We start from the raw sequence: 22,294 nt of genomic DNA on the forward strand, positions 1-22,294 counted from the left end.
GCGATTATCTCGAATTTTTCAGACCTTCCTATGACAATTATTGATCCCAGAGAGACTAGGAAGGCGAGAGCCGCTAACTGGGTTATAGGTATGCCCTGGAAGCCGACCATGCTTGCAGCGGTGGAGACGAAGAAGCTGTATGTCATGATGCCTCCCTTAGCGCATCTACCCGTTATGGGGTCGCACTGGAGAACCTCTGTCTCCACTGTGCCTGAGCCTGAGTTTATGAGGCCAAACTTGTCGTAGCTTAGAGTCGCATTGATTACCACCTTTACCGGGATCCCTTGGACTCTACCCGTCGTGGCGAGCCTTACGTCGACAGTCCTGCCCATATATTGGTTGTTGTAGACTAGGTTTGCGGCGTTAAGCCTGTTGAAAACTACTCTAACCTCGCTGGTCGATATAGGTGTGTAGTCGAGTTTCCCGTTGTTAAGCTGTACGATTACGCTCTCGTTCACGTAGCCGGCTTGGCACCCTGAAGGCGTCGTGCAAGAGGCAGCACTTATGTCTAGGATCTTGTTTACACCACCCGTGGTTGCTCCGACGAGGGCCGAGTATAGTGCCCCAGCAGCAGTTAGGCCTATGAGGAGGACTAGTATTGCCTTTGATAGTGTCCCCAGGCCTGGCTTCACGAAGAAGACGTTGAAGAAGAACCTTTTCATCGACGCGTAGACTCGGAGCATACCAAGCCTCTCATAGTCTAGGACGATCGGCAGTAACGCTATGCCTCCTATGAAGCCACCGGCGTGGGCGAAAACCGCTACCCCGAGGCTTGCTCCAAGGTAGCCTTGAACTATCTGTGTCGCGAACCAGAAGAGAATGTAGGCCGCGGCACGCGTAGTGAAGCAGAAAGGTATGAAGAAGTAGAAGAAGCACATGGTCAGCCTCGTGCCTGGGAACAGTAGGAGATAAGCCCCTAAAACACCGCTTATAGCACCGCTCGCCCCCAGGGCGGGAATAAACGCGGAGGAAGCGCCTTCGACCGGTATGAAGGCTGTATGAAATATTGTGGCTAGAATGCCGCTTAGGAAGTATAATGCTAGGAAGCGTCTGGCCCCTGTCGCGACTTCAACTTGCTTACCGAACGTGTAGAGGTAGAGCATGTTGAAGAAGATGTGAGCTAGGTTTGCGTGCAAAAACATTGAGGTGAAGATACGGTAGAAGGCTTCTGGCTTCATGATGAAGGCTGGGACAAACGCGAATGCCTGTACCCACACATCCTCCACGGCGAGGAAGCCGTTGTTAATCGACGTGAGAAGGTAAATCACGACGTTTGCGACTACAAGCCCGATTGTGGCGATGGGTCTAACGTGCTCGATTTCCTCGTAGTGTGGATAGGCTATACCCATGTGTCCCGATATAGAATCATGTAAGACATTATATAAATGATAGCCTTTCAAGCGATAAAGTATTTTCTTGCTTGAATCGCTGTAATCTATTCTACTAAAAAGGTAAAATCCTAGATATCTTCTCAATAGCCTTCAAGCCTGAACCTGTCAGGGGTACTAAGACACTATCACCGCCTGAAAGCTTACCTGTCTCGATCAGCCTTTTCAATGCAGGATACACTGTAGCACTTGTCGGCTCTACGAAGAGCCCCAGCTTGGCTAGGGATTTCACACCCACTACTATCTCATCGTTTCGTACCAGAAGTACATCGCCCCTTGAGAGCTTAATGCTCTCGACTATTTCTCGGAGTCTCGGAGGACTTTTTACAGCCACGCCGTCAGCTAGAACCTCATCCTCTCTAAACTCGGGAGGCCTACCATGGAAAGCCTCGTAGACGGGAGTATTTGAAGCGGCTTGAACCCCGTATAATCTCGGGAGAGAGTCTAGGAGCCCCTGGGCATAGAGCCTCTGGAATCCCCAGGCCAGGCCTAGTATAATGCCTCCGCTGCCGACAGGTGCTATTACAGCGTCGGGTGCACCGTACTCCTCAAAGAACTCATATGCTATCGTGGTGTTCGCCTCCGGGAAGAAGGGGCTCCACAAATGACTAGCGTAATAACCCTTACCTAGTTCCCTGAGAGCCCGCCTGGTAGCCTCTTCTCGTCCACCCTCAACCTCGACAAGCTCAGCACCATATGCCTTTATCTGCGTCTTCTTACCTATAGGCGCTCTGGCTGGAGTGTATACTCTACATTTGATGCCCGCCGCTGAGGCATACGCTGATAGAGATGCTCCCGCGTTCCCAGAGCTATCGATGACGATCTCCCGTACCCCCCAGGCTTTCAGATTGCTTATGGCTAGGCTTGAGCCTCTATCCTTGAAGGAGCCCGTGGGGTTCATGAACTCGAGTTTAAAGTGGACGTTCACCCCGTTGATTCGCGTTTTAACTACGGGTGTCCCGCCTTCACCTAGGCTAACGGGTTCAACGCCTTCAGGTAGGGGCAAGGATAACTTGTAACGCCACATCCCTTTAACTCCTTCGAGGGGTTTGAATGAAAAGTGTCCTTCGATGAGTAGGGGCGAGCCACAAATGCAGGACCAGATTGGCTCGTTGAGAGGATATTCGCGTCCACAGGAGGGACATTTTAGGCGGAAGGACGCCACGATTTAAACGTGTTTCGAGGATATATCACCTTATCTCTTACCCTCTAATGAGAAGATATTATCCTAGCATGTCGAAAAGTTCGCATAGGCTCATGAGGTCTCTCCCAAGGTTTAAGACCTTCAGCGATGGGAATGCCTTGGAGACCCTCTCACATATCGCTGGGTTATCGTCGACGAAGACCGCTTCCTCAGGCTTCACATTGAGGGCTCCGAGTATTTTACGGATCATCTTATCCTTGAATGGGTGGGGCTCTATGACAATGACTTTGAAGTAATCGCTTAAGCCGAAAGCCTCCAGAGCCGACATTCCTTTTTCGGGGTAGTTCCAGCTCGCGACGGCTAAAAGTACACCTTTTACCCTTGCATCCTCCAATAATTTTCTTGCGCATGGGTTCAACTTTATGACTTCACCGTTCGAATCAACAAGCTCCTCATCGGAAACACGTCTGTAAGGGGGGCTAGTCGTCGAGATATCGGGGTGGCTCCACAGCGTCCTGTCTAGGTCAAGTATAAGTAGCCTCACGTTTTGTTCCAGGGTTAGAGGGTATTTATTTGTTATAGGAAAAGGCTTCAGCTTTGTAATCCTCATCACATCTCAGTTCGTCTCTTCTTCATCCTTAAATCTAACAACTCAGTGGAAACCTATATTTCTTCCTACATGCCCGTGCCCCTCGCCCCGTAACACTGTAAGGGTTTAGCCAATACGACATAATTTCTGCCTGAGAAGAGCGCTACGCCTACTGGCCTGTATCCTCTCCTAGAATAGAACCTCAAGGCTCTGTTCTCGACATCGACGTCCAATAAAATCCAATCTTTACCCATTTTCTTACAGATTACTTCGACGCCTCTGAGTGATGAGGAGCCGTACCCTTTACCGGGAATTAAGGAGGCTAGGAAAACCAGGTGGCATGAATTCTCAAATCTCTTTAGCAAGCCTCGATACCTTACACTCTCTCCAAGCCAGCCCACGACTTCTAGGAGAAGGCTTAGGGAAATGCTTCTCAGGAGGCTTGTAAGAGCTTCCCTGCTAATGCCTGAGGCTGTATTAGAATTGTCGTGGAGGATGGCAACGGATAATACGCGCCCGGCTTTAACGACACATATGGCTCGAAAGAGTCTAGAACGAGTTAACAATTCAATAGCGTAAAAGAACTCTAGGAGCTTTGCCTTGTCCCTGAATAACCTCTTAAATAGCGGATCGTTCTTAAACGCCCAGTAGAGAACACGGTGCGAGCCGGTGCAGGAGCTAGAGAGGCTTGCCACGCTATATTTTTTAGGGAAAACGCTATAAATACTTACGTGAGAGTTGCTCTACACCAGTTTTCCGTCAAAGCCGGTAAGGAAGAGAACTTGAAGAGGACGCTAAGCCTTATAGAGTCATTTGATGCCGACCTACATGTATTCCCTGAGTACCTCATGGGCGTTGGAGAAAGAGGAGTTACACGTGACTATGTCCATGCAAATGCCGAGCCACTTGATGGCCCTTTTAACTCCAGGATACTGGAGAAGAGCAGGGAGTTAGGTGTCGCAGTTGTATTCACTTCTTTTACCCGTGAGGAAGGCGGGACCTATAACGCTGCAATCTTAGCCGAGCAGGGGGTAATCAGATCTATTTACAGGAAAATTCACTTGTTCGATGCTTTTGGGTATCGGGAGTCCGAGGTATTCTCGCACGGGAGTTCACTTGCCCTTGCACAGGTTGGACAATTCAATATAGGGCTCGCTGTTTGCTTCGACCTCAGGTTCCCTGAACTCTTCAGGGCACTCGCGCTTAAAGGGGCAAATCTGATAGTTGTTCCTTCGGCTTGGTATAGGGGCGCCTATAAGGTTGAGCAGTGGTGGACCCTAACTGCTTCACGCGCCCATGAGAACACTCTCTTTCTGGTAGCCGTGAACCAGACTGGTGAGCTCTTCACGGGCCACAGTACAGTTGTGAGCCCCATGGGCCATAGGCTTCTCGATCTGGGAGAGGAGGAGAAAAGCATCATCGTAGATATAGATCCATCCGAGGTTGAGGAGGCCCGGGAAAGAGTCCCCGTGCTAAGGCTTCTGAGACGAGATCTTTACGTCGAGTGGTATAGTAATCTAACAGGGGGCTAGCCGAGAAAACGCTTCACGACGCCAGGCACCTCCCTGAGCGAGCCGACGACCGCTATCCTGAGTTTCTCGTCTATAACTATTTCTCTCCTCCCCCAGTCCACTAGGATGGCTGCAAGCCCAGCGTTGAGTGCTCCTGCGAGGTCTTCCTGGGGGCTGTCTCCGACGTGAACGCAACTACCCGTCTCGACCCTTAGGGCCTGGAGCATTTCCCTGAAAGGCTTAGCGTCGGGTTTAAGGGATTTAGCCTCGTCCGCGTATACCTGTACCTTAAAGTATTTGCCGAGACCTGCTTTATCGAGGAGTATCCTCGTAACATAGCCTGGCCAGAATATGACGTTGCTTGTAACGGCTAGCTGATAACCATTGCTGTCAAGCTCCTCAACGGTTTCGATAGCTCCATCAAGTAACAGTTGCTTAGGGTCGACCGTATTTGCGGCCCTCGCGGTAGCCCAGTATAGTTCATACTTGGTGAGGCCGGGAAGGGACTCAAGGAATATGCTTGTTGAGCTCGAGATTACATCCTCCCCAATGATTGCGCCACGCCGCCGGGCATTCTTCACAGCTGTATAAGCCCTCTTGATGGATGAAAACGCCTCGTTCTCTTGCCTACCGCTGAGCTCTGAGAGAGCCTTTGCTATCTCTTTGTAGAAAACATCCACGTTCAGGAGGGTCGACCAGACATCGAAGCTTACTCCCTTCACGATGCTTCATCATAGCTGGGGGTAAATTAATATTGCATAGATACGTCTTGCCGGTGCGTAATGCGAGTACGTTAACCATATAACGGGAAAGCCCGAGTAAAAGCCCATGAATCCAAGAGGAATTATCTTGTTTCTAGCCGGATTTTTCCTGGGTATTCTGGCATCGCTATTATTAGCACCATTCCTAAGCACACAACTCCAACAATCCGGTTCTAGACTTTCTACTCCCATAGTATACACGACGCGAAGCACCGTCACTCCGGAGACACCGCTCGCTTCTCCGGCGCTAACCGTCTCAAAGGCCTCGTCCACGCTCCCAACATCAGCCCTTATTGAGGGTCAGCGAAACATGAGCTATATTGTCTATATGAGCTTGAGTGTTCAGGACGTGAAGAGTACGGTGCAGAGTATCACTGTCATCGCGGCAAAACTGGGAGGATACGTATCTTCAACTGACTTCAGCGAGGAGTCGGGTCAAAGGGCTAGCGTTACGATCAAGGTGCCCGCGCAAATCTATAAAGAGGCCGTCAAAGAGATATCTTCATTAGGAAGACTTGATAAGCTTCAGGAGAACGCAATTGATGTAACCGACCAATGGGTAGACCTCAACGCAAGGCTTAGGAATCTAAAGGCTGAGGAGGACAGACTCCTCCAATTATTGGAGAGGGCGACCAGCATCTCAGACATGATTCAGATAGAGGATAGACTTTCAAGTTTGAGGTATCAGATAGAGTTCTACGAGGCACAGCTGAAAAACCTTGAAAGATCTATTACATACGCTACGATCAATATTTCTATATCTCCAAGTCAGAAGCCCCTAGAATGGCCCAGCATCAACCCGACTGCTTGGATACGGGACGGGGTGTCCTTAGCCCTAAACGTTATCTCAATGATCATTATTGCATTGATAGGCCTAACGCCCATTATAGCCCTTGTCGGCGCATCCTGGATTGTCTACACCCGCCTCCTGCGGAGAAAAATACCCCAGCTCAAAGTGAAATCCGGGGAGTAAAATTCTCCTAATCCGAGAGCTCCTTCCTCCCTGCTACAATAAAATAGTCCTTGAAAATCCTCAGGTCAACGACCTTGTACAGTTGTGAAAATTCTTTTTTGAACTCGTCAATATGGCCTTCAAGAGAAAGACCCGGTTCAGGTCGTAATCTAGAAGAGGAAGTCCACTCTACGACAATTATATAGCCTCCCTCCCTTAAAACCCGTCTCGCCTCGGCCAACACGGATTTCACTTCTGGTATACTTTCAATGATGAAGGCGTATAAGATCAACTTCAGCGACGACTCCCTGATAGGAAGAGCTGAGAGATCCCCGTTCATGATGTCGACCGACAAGGACCCGGCTGGCTCGAAAAATGTCGTCTCGGGAAAAGCAGGCTGTATGTTCACGAGGCACCTCTCCGCGGTGGTGGATTCAAGTAGAGCTCTTGTAGCCTCCTTTAGCCCCGAACTCGAGAATACAACACATGAGGCGCCTGACCTTTCCACAATACTTGTGTATATATCACGGATCTGGTCCCTGAGTAGCTTAGTGGACACCACGTGCACCTGTTTGATGTCTTGAAGATTGAAAGAGAGATTATTTATAAGCTTTAATGAGGCCCTATTCAACTTTTTTATATCGTGTTATTACCAGGTACCCCTATATCTAAAATTGATAGTTAAGAGAGACTTTTCCTATAAAGCTTCGGATTTCATAAAAACATATATCTGCCAGCCTCAATGACTATCAAATGGCTTATCCCGAGGTTTTACAAATAGAGCCCACCAACGTGTGTAACCTCTCATGCATCATGTGTGTGAGGAGAACCTGGGGTCAACAAAGGTTTGGTCACATGGACCTTTCTCTGTATAAGAAAGTTATCGACGAATCCGTGGGGAAAGTGCGGAGAATTGCCCTTTACGGCTTTGGCGAGCCCCTAGCACACCCTCTCTTCCCAGACTTTGTGCGGTACGCTAGGACGCGGTTAGGCGACAACGTCTTCCTCCACTTTGTCACAAATGGAACGCTTTTTGACCCGGAGAGGGCTAGGAACATCTTCGAGGCGGGAGTTGATCAGGTGGCTTTCAGCATAGACGCCCCCGAGCTCGGAACGCTTTCAAGGATTCGGATAGGTTCACAACAGTACAGCGTTCTGGATAACCTCGAGTCAGCGGCTAGGCTCAAGGGCGAGTATGGATCTAAGCTTGGAATAGCTACGGTGCTTATGAAGAGCAACTATAGGCTTCTCCCAAGGCTAGTTGAGAAGGCTGTCCAGCTAGAGCTCGACTTCGTAGTGGTATCACACGTTGTGCCATATCACCCAATGCTTGTCGGCGAGGCTGTTTATACAACAGCTAGCCGTGAAGCCGTAGAGTTTTACAAGTCTACAGGAGGGAGGATAGACGCGTTGGCCAAGGAAGCCATATATGATGCCATGCTTACCCACCACAAACTGGTCTCTTCTGGGAAGCAGCAGCTCTACATTCAGCTTGTCGAGAAGATATTCGAGAAGGGGTATAGTGTAAACGCGGATATAGCTAGAGATGCTGTGGCACGTGAGAGCATCTTGAGGGACGTTGAACTCTATTTAGAGGCTGCCAGGGAGATCGCTCGAAATGCAGGAATAGAGATCCGTCTGCCCAGCGTGTACGCTGATTCACTGCAACGGAGCTGCCCCTACATCGATGAAAAGGCCACAATGATCTTGCAGGACGGTAGTGTAACCCCGTGCATGGATCTAGCATACGAACACCCCGCCTACACTAACCTTCACTCTAAAATTATAAAGGCGGTACGCTTCGGCAACGTCGCTGAGGAAAGCCTAGAGGAAATATGGAACAAACCCGAATACGTCAAGTTTAGAAAAACCCGTGAGAACCTCTCGAAGGGTGTGCCTTGGTGCGGTGACTGCCCCTTCGCTACGAAGAGGTGCTGGTATACTGAGAGCAACCAGTATGATTGTTATGGGAACGACGTGGGCTGCAATGAGTGTATCTATAGTGCAGGGCTAGCCCACTGCATCCTCTAAGGTACTACAAAACAAGTCTGTACAGTTATCACGCCGCTTACTTTTCGCAGGCGGGAGACAAGCTCCTTTATTCTTTTCCCCTCGCCCACAACTGTTGTTATTTCCACACATTTCTCCTCCGAAAGATGAATGTGTGTGGTCCCTCTAACAATATCATTGAAGTCGTGCTGGGCATCGGTAACCGCGTAAACCGTCTCCCCCTTCGAGTGATCATATATTAACACCAGGCTGCCAGCATAGAACTTGTTGTCCTCGAGCTCCTGTCCTCGCAGCAGCATGACGGCATCAGCGACAATCCTCGACCTGTTTGATATGCCCGTCTTAGACACGAGCTCCTCTAGGGCCCTATATGCGTCATCAGGGAGAGTAATCGAGACCCGTCTCAGAGGAAATCACCATTGAGTATATTTAGCTTTGGCCTTGAAATAATTTATTGTTTCTTGGGAACCTCGATTACAGCAACGTTTTTCAGCTTTGACGCCTCGCTAAAGTCGAGCAGCAGGAGATGTTTGTCGTCACCCCCACCACACCAGTATTCGCCAGTAGATACTTCTACATCAAGAAAAACAGGTATTTCTCTCAAATGGCCGATCGGAGGTACACCTCCAGGAGGGTAACCCGTATAGGCTAAAACCTCTTCGTCTCTTGCAAGCCTCAACTTCTTGTACCCTAGGATCTTCGCCAGTTTTGACTGGTCCACGCGTCGGTCAGACCTAAGGACAATCAATACAACATTGTTGTCTTCGGAAACAAAAAGGACAGATTTCGCAATCTTATCCTTGGATATACCTAGACTCTTGGAGGCCATTTCAGAGGTAGCTGCAGCAGGAACCTCTACGATTTGGAATCTCAGCCCGTTACGCCTCAGGAACGCCTCTAGGTCGGCGGGGCCCAGCAGTTGTTATCACCTGGTAATTGTGATTGACTCGAGGTCCTCCAGGTAGCTTCGACCCGGTCCCTCTGTGAAGTGTCTCCGTGCTGGCTCTAGAATCCGTGCAAGCTCGTCGGCTACAGCGTGTTTCAGATCCAACGGGTGGACCTTTCTCTGCTTGTAACTTTCCTCAAGCTCGAGATAACTTGAGAATATCAGCCTCGCCCCCGTCTTTTTATTGACAACCTCAAGGGGCTCGCTTCTATCCCGGAATATTATATACCTTGCTATCTCCAGGACGGGGTTTAGCTCGGTCTCGCCCGCGGGACAAAAAGCCCCTAGAATCTTCTTCCTGACATCCTCCTCGCGGTCATGAATGAATATTGCTGTCTCTGGCTTTGACTTTGACATCTTGACATCCGCAATCGCATCCGAGAACTCGTCTTTATCACCCCTTCTTTTAGCCTCGACAAGGCGCTCCCAAGTCACCTGGTCTAGCGCCAGTCCAGGGAGGAGGTGGTGGTGTAGCGCTACCGGCTTGTAGCTGAAGGCTCTCTCCCCCACCTCTATGGCTATGACGTGGGCTTTTCTCTGATCCATGCCTCCGTGTGCAATGTTGACTCCCATCGAGAATATATCGGCCACCTGCATTGGGACGTACAGGAGTTGGGCGAAGCTCAACGACTCAGCCTCCCTCCTGCCTAGAATAGTTATAGACCTTCGTACGCGTGAAAGCGTGGTGTCCATTGAGACTTTGACGACATTCGTAAAGTATTCCAAGCCAAGCTTCTCGTACACCTCCGATCCCATAAGGAACTTCGTCTTCTCGGGGTCGCCGCCCGCTATCTTAATAGACACTTTGAGGGCCTCCTTAAAGTATCCTCCAGCCACGCGTCTTATCGTCGAGAGGTCTCCTCCAAGCTTCTTGTTTATCCAGCTGTGGTAGTCCGCTAGGAAGACGGTCGTCTCAATGCCCGCTTTCTGCAGGTCTACGACCTTCTGCATTGAGATGAGGCCTGTCCCAAGGTGGACGAGTCCTGAGACCTCAAAACCAATGTAGTGTTTGAGCCTGACCCCCTGCTCCACCATCTCTGTTAGGCGCTCAGGAGTGAGGAGCTCCTCAGCAGGCTCCCTCATTGTGAGCCTTAGGATGTCTTGCACGTGCAAGGTTCGCACCTACGCGACACCAAATATTGATAATGAACTTAAATTTTCCCGTTGAATATAAAGAAAAATGTTTCTGTTTCGCTGCCTGGTTTATACCTTTTTCATTGAGGTGGGGGAGGAGGGGGGAGAAGCTGTGCTGCAAGATCCCCTATTAACGGGAACTTGTAAAGCTCGCCCTGCAGGGACTTCACGATGCCAACGATCAAAACGACTAGCTCTAGCAGCCACCATAACATCGCAAAGAAGGGTAAGATTAAGTGGAGAACAGCTAAAGTCACGGAGGCTAGCGTGGACTGCATCGCGTGAAACCTCACGAAGTAGTTCTTGGTTTCAAGTAGCAAGAATATTATCCCGGTAATAAGTCCAAGAACATATGAAAGAGCAGCTTCAACCTTCGGGTCGATCCCTAGGCTTGTTTCACTCATAATTTATTAAAGGCTTTTAGAACTTATATTAATTTCTATAAAGATTCGGTGTTTGCCTTTAACTTATTCGATAACCTTACGGGCCGTTTCGAGCACTGGTAAGCTCCCTTTCCGAGAAAACCGGACGTTCATCTAACGACTGAAAACTATATTTAAATTAACGAGACCTTAAGAGGCTCGTGGCAAGTGAACCTATCAGTATTCGCGACGAGTTACTGTGTCAAGGGAGCCGCGTGAAGCTTTACAGGAGGCTTGTCGAATACGAGGGAAAACTCATCTCACGAGACGTTGTGGCTTTCGGCGAGGCGGCTGTAATCGTACCTGTAAAAAGTGAGAATCGACTTGTCTTTGTCAAGCAGTGGAGGGCCCCTTTAAGGAGGTGGATTATCGAGCTGCCAGCTGGGAGGGTGGAGCAGGGCGAGGAGCCGCTCATAGCTGCCAAGCGCGAGCTTGAGGAGGAGACGGGTTTCATCGCTGAGAAATGGGAGCTTCTCGGGAGCTTCAGTGTAGCTCCTGGTTATAGCGACGAGGTGTTAACCTTTTTCCTAGCGGAAAACCTTAGATATGTTGGCGAGCATCCCGAGATAGGGGAGCTCGTGGAGACGGTTGAGATGACTCCTGAAGAGTACATATCTCAAGCATCCAAGGGATTCGGAGATTTAAAAACAATGACAGGGGTCTTCCTTTACTTGAACATGAAAAAGGGGTACTTGAGGCTCTAGTCTATGAGTTGTAAAGTGTCACGGTTAAGGTGAATGTGCTAAATGGGGTTGAAGAAGGCCGGAATTGTATTTTACCTTGAACGCGTCTATAGCGTTGTTACAGGAGCACTATTCGTACTCTTGATTACAAGGAACTTGACCCCGAGCGAGTTTGGAGCTTGGAGTGTTGTCTCGTCCATCTTGTCGTATGCGAGTTTGGCGACTATTGTAAACTACTGGGTTACAAGGTTCAGGGCTCGTGGAGATGGCACGGCTACGAGCAGCGGACTCGTTCTAGCAGTGTTCTTCTCGAGCTTATCAATTATTATCCTCTTATTTCTCTCGCATGGAATCACGAATGCATTCAAAATTCCATATGAGATAGTGTTGCTCTCGGCTTTATACATCCCCTTTTACTACATAAACTCTGCCCTATACTCTTCGCTCTACGCTGTGAACCCCACCCTCTCAGCTGTTACAGAGTTCGTCTTTGAAACAACCAAGCTCATCCTGGCAGTCGTCTTTGCAACAACACTTCACGTAACCCTCTACACAGCCATGCTGGCAGTGCTTGGGGGCCACGCTGGTCAGACACTAATCCTTCTCTTATTCACGAGGGAGGATCTAAAACATAAACCCAGCCTCGAAACAGCTAAAAGAATAATACTTTACTCGTGGGTAAATCTCATTGGAGTCCCTGCCTCTCTCATCGCATTAGCGGATATCCCCATACTATCGCACTTTGCCTCTAACAGGATAGTGGCGTACTATACCGTCGTGCTGACGTACACGAACATGATAAGCTACTCTTACGTTCTAAGTAGAGGGCTATACCCTAGCCTTCTCTCAAACACCGAAAACGCAAAGGCGAAGCTAGACGATACACTTAGACTCACCTTCCTAATGGGAGTCCCCGCGATGTTTGGGGCTATAGCCCTGGCTCCAAACCTCCTCTACATACTCAACCCTGATTACATGAAAGCATCCTCAGTCCTAACCGTTGCCTCTCTGACGGCCCTACTGGGAGTATTCAACGCCATACTCAGCGACACCGTCCAGGGCTTGGAGTCAAGAGACACAGTCGCAGTACATCCCAGGATGTTAGCTGAGACAGCAATATTTAAGACGACCCTACTTGGAGTTGCTAAGGCAGCCATAGGTATCGCGGGTGTTTTTATAGCAGTCTTGTATTTCGGGGACAGTTTAACAACTGCTGTTTACGCCAGGATTGCCTGGCTTCTTGCTGAAATCCTCGTAACCCTTGGCTTGTATACGATGACAAGGGGCTTACTCGATCTAAAAAGCCTTGCTTCAGGTCTCTCGAGGTACGTGGCGTCTTCAATCCCCATGGTTTTAGTGGCTTTGGTCATTGACCCGTGGAGGATAAGGGAGGCTCTACTCGCAGTTCTACTGGGTGGAGCCGTTTACTTTGCAACGCTATATCTGATCGACTCATGGTTCCGGGGATTAATGCAGAGTATAGCTAGGAGCCTAAAGACGGTGAGCGTCACTGGCTGAGACCTTTTATGCTTGAAAAAGATAGAGAAACCAATCATCTTGTAAAATGGTTTTTCACAAAAGGAACTTCTCGACTATCTCTATGAAGCCATCGCTGTAAGGTCTTGACGCCACGTAGTCTACGCTCTCCTTAACATAGTCCGGCGAGTGGGATGGACATGCTGAGAAGTCTGCCAGCTTGAACATCTCGATATCGACCTCGCTGTCACCTATGGCTATGATCTTCTTGGGCGACTCTGAGAGCAGCTCAAACAGCTTCCTAATTCCCTGGCCCTTGTTTATTCCTGGAGGATGCACGTGTAGAGCCACCCCGCTATACATGACCTCAAGGTTCATAGGCTCGAAAACTCTCTTAGCTTCCCGTATCGCAACCTCGGGCTCAATGTCTTCCCTAACTACGAAAGTGACGTCTACGAAGCGGAAAAGATTTTGCCAGCTGTCCCTAAGGCAGCATGAAAGCTTTTCCTCGGCAACCCTTATTATCCTATCCTTGTCTACCCTGCCTAACACCTCTAGCTCAGTTCTATATCCTACTACACCTCCATTCTCTGCGACAATCATCTCCGATGTGGGGAGATACCTGGCCAAACCATAGACTATAGGGTAGGCTGTAGCGCTTGCAAGCGCCACGACGTATCCTTTAGCGACAAGCTTTTCCAGTACACCAACTACCCTGCTGCTTATCTTCCTCTCATGGTCTGTGAGAGTCCAGTCAACATCAATGAAGATCCAAGAGGACATTTGTCTCGTACGACTAAATCAGGAAACAATAAAAACCTTATACAGTTTTTAACCTTCGTCACTGAGGATGATACATATCAGGAGTATGTTAAGCCTCATATACGAGTTCATCAAAGCATACTATCCCAATAATGATTTAAAAGTCTGAGAAATTATCTAACTTTGAGGATTATTGTCGGGCTCAGCGCCAAACGAGAGTACGTTATCCGTCTACGATAATGTGGCTAATGTCTATGATAGGGGGAGAACTAAGTGGTATAAGGAGCTGTTAAAACTAGTAGCTTCCAGGGTTAATGAACCCGTACTCGATGCGGGTTGCGGAACAGGGTATATCGCTTGCAGTCTTGCTCAACTAGGGGCGACCCATGTGGTGTGTCTGGATATTAGCACTGGAATGCTGTTTAGCGGTAAAAGGCGGGCACAGCGACTGCGCCTAACCGCCTTTATAGAGTTCATACAGGGTTCTATCGAGAGACTTCCTTTCCGCGACAAAGTTTTCAGGACAACGCTAGCCACGGCTGTAATACACCACCTGGAGAAGAGAGAGGCCAGAGTTGATGCTCTGATTGAGTTGAAGAGAGTCTCAAGAGGGTTTGTTCTCGTAACCGTTTGGAGTGCCCTCAGCCCCTCCAACATTGCCAGGATCATCACCTCCTTATCCCGGGACGTGAAGGTTCGCTGGGGTGGAAAGGGTGAGAGATACTACCACTTATACACGCCCATGGAGTTTAGGGAAGATCTTCGCAGGGCTGGCTACAAGAGATTTAAACTCTACCTGTGGGACTATAAGCCTATACTATTTAAAAGGAATATCGTGGTCGAGTACTATGCCGGAGACTCCTAAAGGTCTAAGCCTCTTCAGCGGAGTAAAAAAGCCTACGAGACTGCTTTCAGGCGTAACTGTAGTAGCAGTGATGGCGAAGCCCTACCCTTGCCCCCACGGTCGATGCCTGTACTGCCCCGGTGGACCCGAGGCTGGGACGCCGCAAAGCTATGTTAAAACTTCTCCCGCGGTTGCCAGGGCTCTACATGTAGGCTACGACCCCTATGCCCAGGTGAGGCTGCGAATCAAACAGTACATTGCGATGGGCCACGAGCCGAGCAAAGTCGAGTTGATCGTGATGGGTGGGACGTTTCCGGCCATGCCGAGGGATTACCAGGAGTGGTTCGTGGCCCAGGCGCTTGAAGCTTTGAACAGGTTCCCAGGGGATCCTGAAGGGAGCATTAGCCTAGATGAGGCGATGAAAAGGAATGAGACCGCCGGGATTAGATGCGTAGGTTTAACGTTAGAGACAAGGCCTGACTGGAGCATGGAGGAACACGTCGACTGGTTTTTACACCTGGGGGCTACGAGGATCGAGCTAGGCGTCCAGACAATCTATGACGACGTGCTTGCACGCGTAAACAGGGGTCACGGCGTCAAGGAGAGCATCAAGGCAACCAGAATCTTGAAGGATGCCGGCTATAAAGTCACATACCATATGATGCTGGGCCTCCCAGGATCCGACCCTGACAGGGACTTCGAGGCTTTTAAGGAGATCTACACAAGCGAGGAGTTCATGCCTGACTCCGTTAAGATTTATCCCACACTCGTAATCCCTGGAAGCGGGCTTTACAATCTCTGGAAGAGGGGGGAGTACAAGCCCTACGATATGGACACCCTAGTCGAGCTGATAGCCCGTATAAAGTCGATCACCCCGCCCTGGGTACGGATAATAAGGGTTCAGCGTGATGTCCCTTTACAGGAGGTCGCCGATGGACCACCAGTCAACAACCTACGCGAGATCGTATGGGATTACATGCGCAATAAGGGGTTAAAGTGTCGATGCATAAGGTGCAGGGAGGTAGGCCGGTTTGCCCTCTGGACTGGGGTGAAGCCCAGTATAAGTGAAGCCAAACTCACCAGAAGGAGGTATGAGGCGAACGGTGGCTTCGAGGAATTTATTTCTTTTGAGAGCAGCGACCAGGAGGTCCTCTTCGGTTTCCTGAGGTTGAGGATACCGAGCGAGCAGGCTCATAGATGGGAGGTCGACTCGAATACAGCTTTTATAAGGGAACTCCACGTTTACGGTCCCGAGACACCTGTCGGGCGGGAGAGTGAGTGGTGGCAACACCTAGGGCTCGGGAGGAGATTGATAAGGGAGGCTGAAACCATAGCGCGTGACTATTATGGTGCTAGAAAGATGCTCGTGATCTCAGCTGTAGGTACAAGAGAGTATTACAGGAAGCTCGGCTATGAGGTCTTGCCGGGCTCCTTCTACATGTACAAACCGTTAGAGTAGTGGATTCCCTGCCAGTATAGATTAGAGAATTGGAAATACTATGCCTCTACGAGTTCTCATTTCCCAGTGAAGAAGAGTGATTCTACCTGTACGGCTTTGAACTCCTCCGCCGATCCCTCTTTGACGATCCTACCGCTGACGAGAACTGCAACCCTCTCAGCTATCTCGAGAGCCTTTGCAACGTTCTGCTCTACAAGTAGCACTGCCACACTCCTGGTCTCCTTTATCTCCTTGACTTTAGACATCAGAGTGGAAGCCGCTTTCGGCGAAAGGCCCGCGGTAGGCTCATCCAGTAGAAGTGCACTGGGCTTCGTCATCAAGGCCCTTGCGACAGCCAGCATTTGTCTTTCACCCCCGCTTAGGGTTTTGGCCTTTTGGTGTCTACGCCTCTTTATCTCTGGGAAAAGTTCAAGCACGTCCTCAATATCCGCCCTGACAGAGGGGTCCCTGCCCCTGATAAAGGATCCAACTAGAAGGTTTTCCTCGACTGTAAGGTTGGGGAACACGTTGTCGAGCTGAGGAGAGTAGCTCAATCCCCTCTTCACTATCTCTGAGGGCTTCATCCCGGTTATCTTAGTACCGTTAAAGTAAACTTCTCCACGGTGTATAGCGGCTAAGCCGAAGACGCTGTTGAGAAGTGTCGTCTTGCCCGCACCATTAGGACCCAGTATGGCAGCTATTTCCCCTTTCCCTAGCTCGAAGCTGACTCCCTGGATAACCTTCATCTTACCGTAGCCCGAGTACAAGTCCACTATTCTAAGCACTCCCACCACCTATGTATGCTTCTATGACCTTCTCGTTTGATATTATCTCTTCAGGCTTACCCTCTGCTAGGAGCTTCCCGTTGTGCATGACGTAGACGTACTCCACGTACTGCATCAATATCTCTATCCTGTGCTCCACAATAAAGAATGTGTAGCCATCTCCCTGCAAGCTCTTCACAAGCCTGAAGAGCTCGTGCGCTGCCCCCGCCTCGACTCCCGCTGCTGGTTCATCAAGCAAAAAGAGCCGGGCATCCGTCATTAAACCCCTCATGGTCTCAAGCAGCTTTATATGTGCTCCGCTGAGCTCAGATACCTTTACGTGGGCGTATTCGAGTAGGCCGAAGCGTTTCAGCAAGGATAGAGCCTTGCGTGCTAGCCTTCTCTCCTCTTCGCCCCATGCTTCAGGGTTAAGGGCTTTAAGCGGGTTTTCACCTTTCTGTTGCAGGGGCGTTACGAGCAGGTTTTCCAGCACGGTGAGTGACTTGAAGAGACGTGGGATCTGGAAGGTTCTAACTATGCCCTTCGCGAAGACGTCGTTAGGGTTTAAGCCGTCTATCCTTTCCGATGATCCGTTGTTATTAAACCATACCTCTCCTGCGTCGGGAACGTAGAAACCTGTGACTACGTTGAAGAGAGTTGTCTTTCCGCTTCCGTTTGGTCCTATGAGGCCTACGACTGCTCCTTGAGGCACGCTTAGCGAGACCTTGTCTAGCGCGACTATCCCCCCGAATCTCTTGGAGACGCTCTGAACCTCCAATATACTGCCCATTGACCTCACCCCTTGTTGAAGCTAGCCTGTTCTTCCCATGCTGGGGTCTCTACACGTCCTTCAGGTAGTAAGCCTTGGGGCTTGTATAGGAGGACAGCTACTATTAGGAAGCCTACCATGAAGCCCCTCACATAGTCGGGCGATATGATCGTCACGCCCAGCTGCGGCGTTATGAAGGAGAGTGCCCTGTCGAAGAAGGTAAAGATGGCTGAGCCAAGGAGGGCGCCTCGAAGGTTCCCCATACCCCCAAGTATTATCATAGCCCAGACGTTGAAGGTAACTGCAGGCACGAACATGTCGGGGTTAACGGAAGTCATATAGTATGCTAGGAGGGAGCCAGCTATACCGGTGAAGCCTGAGCCGATGAAGAGGACGGTCGCCTTTAGTCGAGGCACGTCTTTTCCGAGGCATAGTGCTGCGACCTCGTCGTCTCGAACGGCTCTCAGAGTCCTACCGAGGGGGGAGTTTACGAGCCTGTGCATAGTGACGTATGTGAGAGTTAAAACGCCTAAAACTAGGAGTAGGAAGAGGAGCTCCCTGGTTCTAGCATCGGGAACCCATGCGAAGGGGTTGGGGATGCTCATAAGCCCTCTGCTCCCACCGGCTGGGTCATAGTGTTGTAGGAAAATCCTGAAGAGCTCCCCCGTGCTTAGGAGCGTAAAACCTACGAAGGCAGGGCCAACCCTCACTATTGGATAGCTTAACATGTATCCTGTTATACCCGCTATCATGAAAGCCAGCATGAAGGACAACAATAGTAGCGTCATGTTTAGTAGGGGGTTCTTGTTAGCTAATTCACCAAGATATATTATTCCCTTAATGTCATAGGGAGGCGTCTTTGAAACGTCAATACCGTTTAGAATTAGAAACAAATACACTGTTAGCATGGCGGTGGTATATGCTCCTAAGCCATAGAAGAAGACCTTGCCGAAGTTCGTGACACCACTTGTTCCCGACTCGAAGTTTAGAGTAATGGCTAGTATAGAGTATATCCCGAATATTGTTAGCCAACTTATCATAAAGCCTATCGGGTCTATCATTTTTCTTTCACCTTTTTACTCCTGAACCTGTAGGGCAGCCCTCCAGCTGCTCCTAGAGGCGGGGAAACTATCAGGATGGTTAAGAGGGTTAGGAAGGTGAGGAAAGGTCTGAAGCTTGTAGGAACGTTGAAGAGGGAGTTAAGGTACGCTATCCCTATGTTCTCGATGAAGGCTATTGCTACGGCACCAATGCCTGTCCTCAGTAGAGAAACCAGTCCTCCGATGAAGCTTACCGTGAAGACCTGGAGTATCATTGCGTCGCCTGAGGTCGGGGTCACTGTTCCTGAGAAGCTTGTCCAGAGCGCGCCGCCAAGCCCTGCGATACCCCCACAGATAAACCATGTTAGTAAAACAATGTTGTCTCGGGGAATCCCCGAGATCTCGGATAGAAGTGGGTTATCTGAGACAGCTCTAACCGCTTTTCCTAATATTGTCTTTTCGAGGAAGAGGTACAGGCCGAGTAGTATTGCCGATGTGTAGAGTAAGCCGGCTGTGAAAGTGGGTGAAAGGCTAACACCGTTAACTACTAGCTCCGGCACATCCTTGTATGTTATTCTACCGTAGGATATAAAATTCATACCTATCATCGCATGTGCTATGTCTGCAAGCATGTAGAGAACGTAGTTATACATGATCCAAAGACCCATAGAAGCTATCATTATAAGGTTCATTGAAGCTCCACGCTTCTCGAGCGGCTTAAACACAAACACGTGGTTTGCAACAGCCATTATGCCAGCGACTAGGAAAGCCGATATAGTAGCTATAAAAAGGCTAGAGTTGCCTAGAATCCCGTTGAGAAATACAGCGGTGTAGATCCCGTAGGTGATGAAGTTGGCGTGTGCAAAGTTAATGACACGTGTCGTCCTGTAGCTGAGCGTTAAGGGGATGGAGAAAAGAAGATAGAAGAAAGTATATAAAAGAAAATTAATTACAGAGAAAGGATAACCGGGTAGCATTACCAAAAAACACCTTTTTTATGGGTACGGTTTCTCGAGGAACACTATCGATCCACGCTCGTATACACCTACATCCTTGAACTCGTAGCCAGTCGCTCCTTTCACAATTGCCCATACACCGTAGTCTTGGTAGGCTTTATCTCCCGCATCATCGAAGATCGTCCACCCGCTAACCCCGTAGTAGTTTTTGGCTACTTCTACGAGTGCATTTCTGATGGCGTTGCCGTCGTTGCTTCCGGCTCTAAGGATGGCCCATCCAGCGAGTTTCACAGCATCATAGAGGTTGTCGCAGAACACGCTCGCCTCAACACCATACTTGCTTTTCAGTCTCTGCTTGAAATCCTCGTATAGTGGATTCGCTATGAAGAGTGGCCTCGTACCCAGCAGTTTTGTCTTGGCCGCAAAGGCGCCTACCGCGGGAGCGGTAAGCTCCGATGCACCGTGGGGGCCTTCTGAGATGAACCATCTAATGCTTGAGAGAACCTGCGACTCGGCTGCATGGGAGAGAATGTTACCTCCATCGGTGTCGAAGGATATGAGCACGACAGCGTCAGCTTTCTCGGATTGAACCTTGTTAGCGAGACTCGCAACTTCAGCGGCGTAGTCGGAGAGGTCAGACTGGTACGGCATGTCGAGAGCAGTGCCTCCCATTCCGCTGAAGTACCTCTTGAAAAAGTCAGCAAAAGCATTACCGTACTCGTCGTTCCTATGGAAGACTATAACCTTCCTCGCGCCTTCCTGGTATGCGAGGGTTGCGAGCACCTTAGCTTGACCAGCATCACTGCCAACTGTCCTGAAGATGAAGTCATTGGGAATGGCTAAGGTTGGCGCGGTCGATGAGGGTGAAATGATTACTATTTGGTTGCTGTCGGCGAAGCTTTTCACAGCCTTGACTTGTGAGCTGGCCGCAGGACCAATAACTACTTTTATTCCCTGTTGAGCGAAAGTCTGAACGTTCTGCAGGGCCTTCTCAGGAGAAGTGCCATCATCCAGTATTACAGGCTTGAACTCAACGTTGAATCCATATGCTTGAACCTCTTGATTCAAGTCATCAATCGCCATGTAGGCTACTTTCTCCCATATTTTACCTATGGAGGAGAGCGAGCCCGTAAGGGGAAGCGTAAAACCTATCTGGATTACTTTTTTAGGCTGTTGCGCCGAAGATCCCCCTGCGCCTCCCGATAATGCGCTGGAGGCAGCGAAGCCTATGGCAACACCCACAAGGAGAGCAATGACTGCCACAGCGATTATCTTTACGTTCACTACCGAAGTCTTCGTAGCCGATGACTCACCCATGTTTCCACCCCTGAGGGGTTTAGGCTTCCTCGTAGAAATAATTTATATTTTTTTCTACTCTATTACTAAAAAGTTTTTAATTTAAACTTTATGAAAAATTAGAAAAAGTAGCTCTCTTCGATCTATTTGTCCCAGTCCAATGGAGCAAACCTTTACAGAACGTGAATCTCGATGTACAAGAAATACCCTGGTTTTTACTTAAAGACCGACTCGTAATCACGTTTTCCCGGAGATAAAAGTTAAAAAACAGAAGAAAAATAAAGAAAAATATTCATGAGACTAAGAATTCACTAATCCATAAAGCTGGTACCTCCGCATCAAAACCTCCATTCTTCCTATAGGTTCCGATTTAAGCCTTTTTTCGTGGATATTAGAGTCAAAGGAATGATGGAAACCAGGAAGCTCACCGTAACCGCCGGTAAAACCTCTAATTCTGCAAGATAGAAGAGTTGTGTGTAAGTGGAGAGATATGGTATATATGCTATTATGCTCACTTTTTCCGGTTCCCTTCCTGAAAACATTGCATAGACGAGGAGGGAGAGCAGTGAAACAATGAACCAGCCGGCATAATTACTTAAGGGGACTCCGAACCAGGGGCCTTGTTGACTCCAAGACCACAATCCAAGCTTAACCATGACAGGATCCACAGCAAGGTCGAGGTTAACCATAAGAAGGCTTGCAACAAGTATTCGTTTCCACCGTTCTTTTACAAGCGTTGCGGAGGCAAGGTAACAGGTGTATAGGTATATCCCCCATGCCAATATTATGGGAATGGGAACTCCTAGCACCCGTGCTGCTCTGAAAGCATTATAGGTGTAGGATCCAAAGGGAGCCCCGAGCCTTAGACCTATATATTCGGCTATAAAGCCTATTAGAGAGCCAGAAATGAGGATCAGCGGGGCTTTAACCCACTCTCTGGCAACTAGTACGCAAGACAAGCAGACAAAGATCAGTAATACGAGATCACCCAGTGTTCTTGATCCAAACACCGTAAGGAAGAATGAGAAAATGTATCCGAGTGACAGCACAAGAGAGCCTATTTGAATATTCCTAAGCATCTCCTGTTGATTCCCTCCCATGAATTTAAACTTGTAGCCTATCCTTTAGTTATTCGGTGATTTTTATTTGTACGCATCTCCTTATAATCTATTTATGAATATTGAGTATTTTCATATAAAATATTCAGCATTTTCTTTAAATTTGACAACAGATACCTTCTATTCCGTATCTAGATAAGATTCACCTCATGTAAGACGGCTGCACCCTCTAGCGGCAGAAAAGTTACAATCATCGGTTCTGATCCAGCTGGTCTCGCTGCGGCTGGAGCTCTCATCTATAACGGGCATAGGGTGGATGTCCTCGACAGGCTTCTCGAGGACTATGACGCC

Annotated in this window: 24 protein-coding genes; 7 read left to right on the forward strand and 17 right to left on the reverse strand. The window is 49.1% G+C overall.

Going from position 1 to position 22,294, the window contains the following annotated elements:
* The 4 genes from ACP5KC_RS04840 to ACP5KC_RS04855 all read right to left on the reverse strand — a co-directional run.
* Positions 1-1,349, reverse strand: a 1,349-nt coding sequence (locus ACP5KC_RS04840) for a rhomboid family intramembrane serine protease (protein WP_428286906.1), incomplete at its 3' end; no start/stop codon positions are given.
* 94 nt (positions 1,350-1,443) lie between these two features.
* On the reverse strand, positions 1,444-2,553 hold the full coding sequence (locus ACP5KC_RS04845; RefSeq protein ID WP_428286907.1) for a pyridoxal-phosphate dependent enzyme: 1,110 nt from the start codon (positions 2,551-2,553) through the stop codon (positions 1,444-1,446).
* 58 nt (positions 2,554-2,611) lie between these two features.
* Entirely contained in the window at positions 2,612-3,142 is a 531-nt protein-coding gene (locus tag ACP5KC_RS04850; protein ID WP_273433246.1) for a magnesium-dependent phosphatase-1, read from the reverse strand.
* Between the two features lie 65 nt (positions 3,143-3,207).
* The gene (locus ACP5KC_RS04855) at positions 3,208-3,816 is read right to left on the reverse strand and encodes a GNAT family N-acetyltransferase (protein ID WP_428286908.1); all 609 of its coding nucleotides are present in this window, start codon (positions 3,814-3,816) and stop codon (positions 3,208-3,210) included.
* A 36-nt stretch (positions 3,817-3,852) separates the two neighbouring features.
* Between ACP5KC_RS04855 and ACP5KC_RS04860 the strand changes: the two genes are divergently transcribed.
* Complete coding sequence (locus ACP5KC_RS04860) at positions 3,853-4,653, forward strand: carbon-nitrogen hydrolase family protein (protein ID WP_424737984.1); 801 nt, start codon at positions 3,853-3,855, stop codon at positions 4,651-4,653.
* Here ACP5KC_RS04860 and ACP5KC_RS04865 read toward each other — a convergent pair.
* Positions 4,650-5,354 carry an HAD family hydrolase gene (locus ACP5KC_RS04865; protein WP_052883942.1) on the reverse strand — a complete coding sequence of 235 codons (705 nt, stop codon included), beginning with the start codon at positions 5,352-5,354 and terminating at the stop codon, positions 4,650-4,652. The genes ACP5KC_RS04860 and ACP5KC_RS04865 overlap by 4 nt on opposite strands.
* A 106-nt stretch (positions 5,355-5,460) precedes the next feature.
* Between ACP5KC_RS04865 and ACP5KC_RS04870 the strand changes: the two genes are divergently transcribed.
* Positions 5,461-6,366, forward strand: coding sequence for a DUF4349 domain-containing protein (locus ACP5KC_RS04870; RefSeq protein WP_424737982.1), 906 nt, complete (start codon positions 5,461-5,463; stop codon positions 6,364-6,366).
* Between the two features lie 7 nt (positions 6,367-6,373).
* On the opposite strand, the gene ACP5KC_RS04875 is transcribed toward ACP5KC_RS04870, so the two are convergent.
* A complete protein-coding gene (locus ACP5KC_RS04875; RefSeq protein ID WP_273433253.1) occupies positions 6,374-6,904 on the reverse strand; it encodes a methyltransferase domain-containing protein in 531 nt (176 codons plus the stop codon).
* A gap of 194 nt (positions 6,905-7,098) precedes the next feature.
* Between ACP5KC_RS04875 and ACP5KC_RS04880 the strand changes: the two genes are divergently transcribed.
* The gene (locus ACP5KC_RS04880) at positions 7,099-8,376 is read left to right on the forward strand and encodes a radical SAM protein (protein WP_273433254.1); all 1,278 of its coding nucleotides are present in this window, start codon (positions 7,099-7,101) and stop codon (positions 8,374-8,376) included.
* On the opposite strand, the gene ACP5KC_RS04885 is transcribed toward ACP5KC_RS04880, so the two are convergent.
* The 4 genes from ACP5KC_RS04885 to ACP5KC_RS04900 all read right to left on the reverse strand — a co-directional run bounded on the left by ACP5KC_RS04885 (position 8,373) and on the right by ACP5KC_RS04900 (position 10,839).
* Complete coding sequence (locus ACP5KC_RS04885) at positions 8,373-8,762, reverse strand: CopG family ribbon-helix-helix protein (RefSeq protein WP_428286910.1); 390 nt, start codon at positions 8,760-8,762, stop codon at positions 8,373-8,375. The genes ACP5KC_RS04880 and ACP5KC_RS04885 overlap by 4 nt on opposite strands.
* Positions 8,763-8,806: 44 nt before the next feature.
* On the reverse strand, positions 8,807-9,274 hold the full coding sequence (locus ACP5KC_RS04890) for an aminoacyl-tRNA deacylase (protein WP_428286911.1): 468 nt from the start codon (positions 9,272-9,274) through the stop codon (positions 8,807-8,809).
* A gap of 6 nt (positions 9,275-9,280) precedes the next feature.
* Positions 9,281-10,414 carry a tyrosine--tRNA ligase gene (locus ACP5KC_RS04895; RefSeq protein WP_424740397.1) on the reverse strand — a complete coding sequence of 378 codons (1,134 nt, stop codon included), beginning with the start codon at positions 10,412-10,414 and terminating at the stop codon, positions 9,281-9,283.
* Positions 10,415-10,515: 101 nt separating this feature from the next.
* Positions 10,516-10,839, reverse strand: a complete 324-nt coding sequence (locus tag ACP5KC_RS04900) for a DUF4870 domain-containing protein (protein ID WP_052883949.1) — start codon at positions 10,837-10,839, stop codon at positions 10,516-10,518.
* A gap of 179 nt (positions 10,840-11,018) precedes the next feature.
* Here ACP5KC_RS04900 and ACP5KC_RS04905 point away from each other — a divergent pair, with 179 nt between their 5' ends.
* Positions 11,019-11,561 (forward strand): NUDIX hydrolase, encoded by a 543-nt coding sequence (locus ACP5KC_RS04905; RefSeq protein ID WP_052883950.1) that lies wholly within the window; start codon positions 11,019-11,021, stop codon positions 11,559-11,561.
* A 42-nt stretch (positions 11,562-11,603) separates the two neighbouring features.
* Positions 11,604-13,058: a hypothetical protein gene (locus ACP5KC_RS04910; protein WP_273433256.1), complete on the forward strand. Its 1,455-nt coding sequence runs from the start codon at positions 11,604-11,606 to the stop codon at positions 13,056-13,058.
* 54 nt (positions 13,059-13,112) lie between these two features.
* On the opposite strand, the gene ACP5KC_RS04915 is transcribed toward ACP5KC_RS04910, so the two are convergent.
* On the reverse strand, positions 13,113-13,799 hold the full coding sequence (locus ACP5KC_RS04915; RefSeq protein ID WP_424737973.1) for a phosphoglycolate phosphatase: 687 nt from the start codon (positions 13,797-13,799) through the stop codon (positions 13,113-13,115).
* Between the two features lie 172 nt (positions 13,800-13,971).
* On the opposite strand from ACP5KC_RS04915, the gene ACP5KC_RS04920 reads away from it, so the two are divergent.
* Together ACP5KC_RS04920 and ACP5KC_RS04925 are read left to right on the forward strand one after the other, a co-directional pair.
* Positions 13,972-14,643: a class I SAM-dependent methyltransferase gene (locus ACP5KC_RS04920; RefSeq protein ID WP_273433258.1), complete on the forward strand. Its 672-nt coding sequence runs from the start codon at positions 13,972-13,974 to the stop codon at positions 14,641-14,643.
* Entirely contained in the window at positions 14,627-16,081 is a 1,455-nt protein-coding gene (locus ACP5KC_RS04925) for a tRNA uridine(34) 5-carboxymethylaminomethyl modification radical SAM/GNAT enzyme Elp3 (protein WP_424737970.1), read from the forward strand. The genes ACP5KC_RS04920 and ACP5KC_RS04925 overlap by 17 nt, the downstream gene beginning before the upstream one ends.
* A 56-nt stretch (positions 16,082-16,137) precedes the next feature.
* On the opposite strand, the gene ACP5KC_RS04930 is transcribed toward ACP5KC_RS04925, so the two are convergent.
* From ACP5KC_RS04930 to ACP5KC_RS04955, 6 genes are all read right to left on the reverse strand, one after another.
* Positions 16,138-16,845, reverse strand: coding sequence for an ABC transporter ATP-binding protein (locus tag ACP5KC_RS04930; RefSeq protein ID WP_236944924.1), 708 nt, complete (start codon positions 16,843-16,845; stop codon positions 16,138-16,140).
* The gene (locus tag ACP5KC_RS04935) at positions 16,838-17,614 is read right to left on the reverse strand and encodes an ABC transporter ATP-binding protein (RefSeq protein ID WP_273433260.1); all 777 of its coding nucleotides are present in this window, start codon (positions 17,612-17,614) and stop codon (positions 16,838-16,840) included. Before ACP5KC_RS04935 ends, ACP5KC_RS04930 begins: the two co-directional genes overlap by 8 nt.
* Positions 17,615-17,619: 5 nt before the next feature.
* Positions 17,620-18,654 (reverse strand): branched-chain amino acid ABC transporter permease, encoded by a 1,035-nt coding sequence (locus ACP5KC_RS04940; RefSeq protein ID WP_052883957.1) that lies wholly within the window; start codon positions 18,652-18,654, stop codon positions 17,620-17,622.
* The gene (locus ACP5KC_RS04945) at positions 18,651-19,610 is read right to left on the reverse strand and encodes a branched-chain amino acid ABC transporter permease (RefSeq protein WP_428286912.1); all 960 of its coding nucleotides are present in this window, start codon (positions 19,608-19,610) and stop codon (positions 18,651-18,653) included. Before ACP5KC_RS04945 ends, ACP5KC_RS04940 begins: the two co-directional genes overlap by 4 nt.
* An 18-nt stretch (positions 19,611-19,628) precedes the next feature.
* Entirely contained in the window at positions 19,629-20,906 is a 1,278-nt protein-coding gene (locus ACP5KC_RS04950; protein WP_428286909.1) for an ABC transporter substrate-binding protein, read from the reverse strand.
* Between the two features lie 335 nt (positions 20,907-21,241).
* Complete coding sequence (locus ACP5KC_RS04955) at positions 21,242-21,964, reverse strand: carotenoid biosynthesis protein (RefSeq protein WP_191118729.1); 723 nt, start codon at positions 21,962-21,964, stop codon at positions 21,242-21,244.
* Positions 21,965-22,294: the final 330 nt, after the last annotated feature.

Origin of the sequence: Infirmifilum sp., assembly GCF_049970975.1 — an archaeon.
Taxonomy (GTDB): Archaea; Thermoproteota; Thermoprotei; order Thermofilales; family Thermofilaceae; genus Thermofilum; species Thermofilum uzonense.

What these genes read in the sequence shown, in the direction of transcription:
- ACP5KC_RS04940 (WP_052883957.1), bottom strand. Translation starts at nt 18,654, where the DNA reads ATGATAGACCCGATAGGCTTTATGATAAGTTGGCTAACAATATTCGGG.
- ACP5KC_RS04950 (WP_428286909.1), bottom strand. Translation starts at nt 20,906, where the DNA reads ATGGGTGAGTCATCGGCTACGAAGACTTCGGTAGTGAACGTAAAGATA.
- ACP5KC_RS04880 (WP_273433254.1), top strand. Translation starts at nt 7,099, where the DNA reads ATGGCTTATCCCGAGGTTTTACAAATAGAGCCCACCAACGTGTGTAAC.
- ACP5KC_RS04910 (WP_273433256.1), top strand. Translation starts at nt 11,604, where the DNA reads ATGGGGTTGAAGAAGGCCGGAATTGTATTTTACCTTGAACGCGTCTAT.
- ACP5KC_RS04900 (WP_052883949.1), bottom strand. Translation starts at nt 10,839, where the DNA reads ATGAGTGAAACAAGCCTAGGGATCGACCCGAAGGTTGAAGCTGCTCTT.
- ACP5KC_RS04935 (WP_273433260.1), bottom strand. Translation starts at nt 17,614, where the DNA reads ATGGGCAGTATATTGGAGGTTCAGAGCGTCTCCAAGAGATTCGGGGGG.
- ACP5KC_RS04955 (WP_191118729.1), bottom strand. Translation starts at nt 21,964, where the DNA reads ATGCTTAGGAATATTCAAATAGGCTCTCTTGTGCTGTCACTCGGATAC.
- ACP5KC_RS04915 (WP_424737973.1), bottom strand. Translation starts at nt 13,799, where the DNA reads ATGTCCTCTTGGATCTTCATTGATGTTGACTGGACTCTCACAGACCAT.
- ACP5KC_RS04850 (WP_273433246.1), bottom strand. Translation starts at nt 3,142, where the DNA reads ATGAGGATTACAAAGCTGAAGCCTTTTCCTATAACAAATAAATACCCT.
- ACP5KC_RS04925 (WP_424737970.1), top strand. Translation starts at nt 14,627, where the DNA reads ATGCCGGAGACTCCTAAAGGTCTAAGCCTCTTCAGCGGAGTAAAAAAG.
- ACP5KC_RS04945 (WP_428286912.1), bottom strand. Translation starts at nt 19,610, where the DNA reads ATGCTACCCGGTTATCCTTTCTCTGTAATTAATTTTCTTTTATATACT.
- ACP5KC_RS04870 (WP_424737982.1), top strand. Translation starts at nt 5,461, where the DNA reads ATGAATCCAAGAGGAATTATCTTGTTTCTAGCCGGATTTTTCCTGGGT.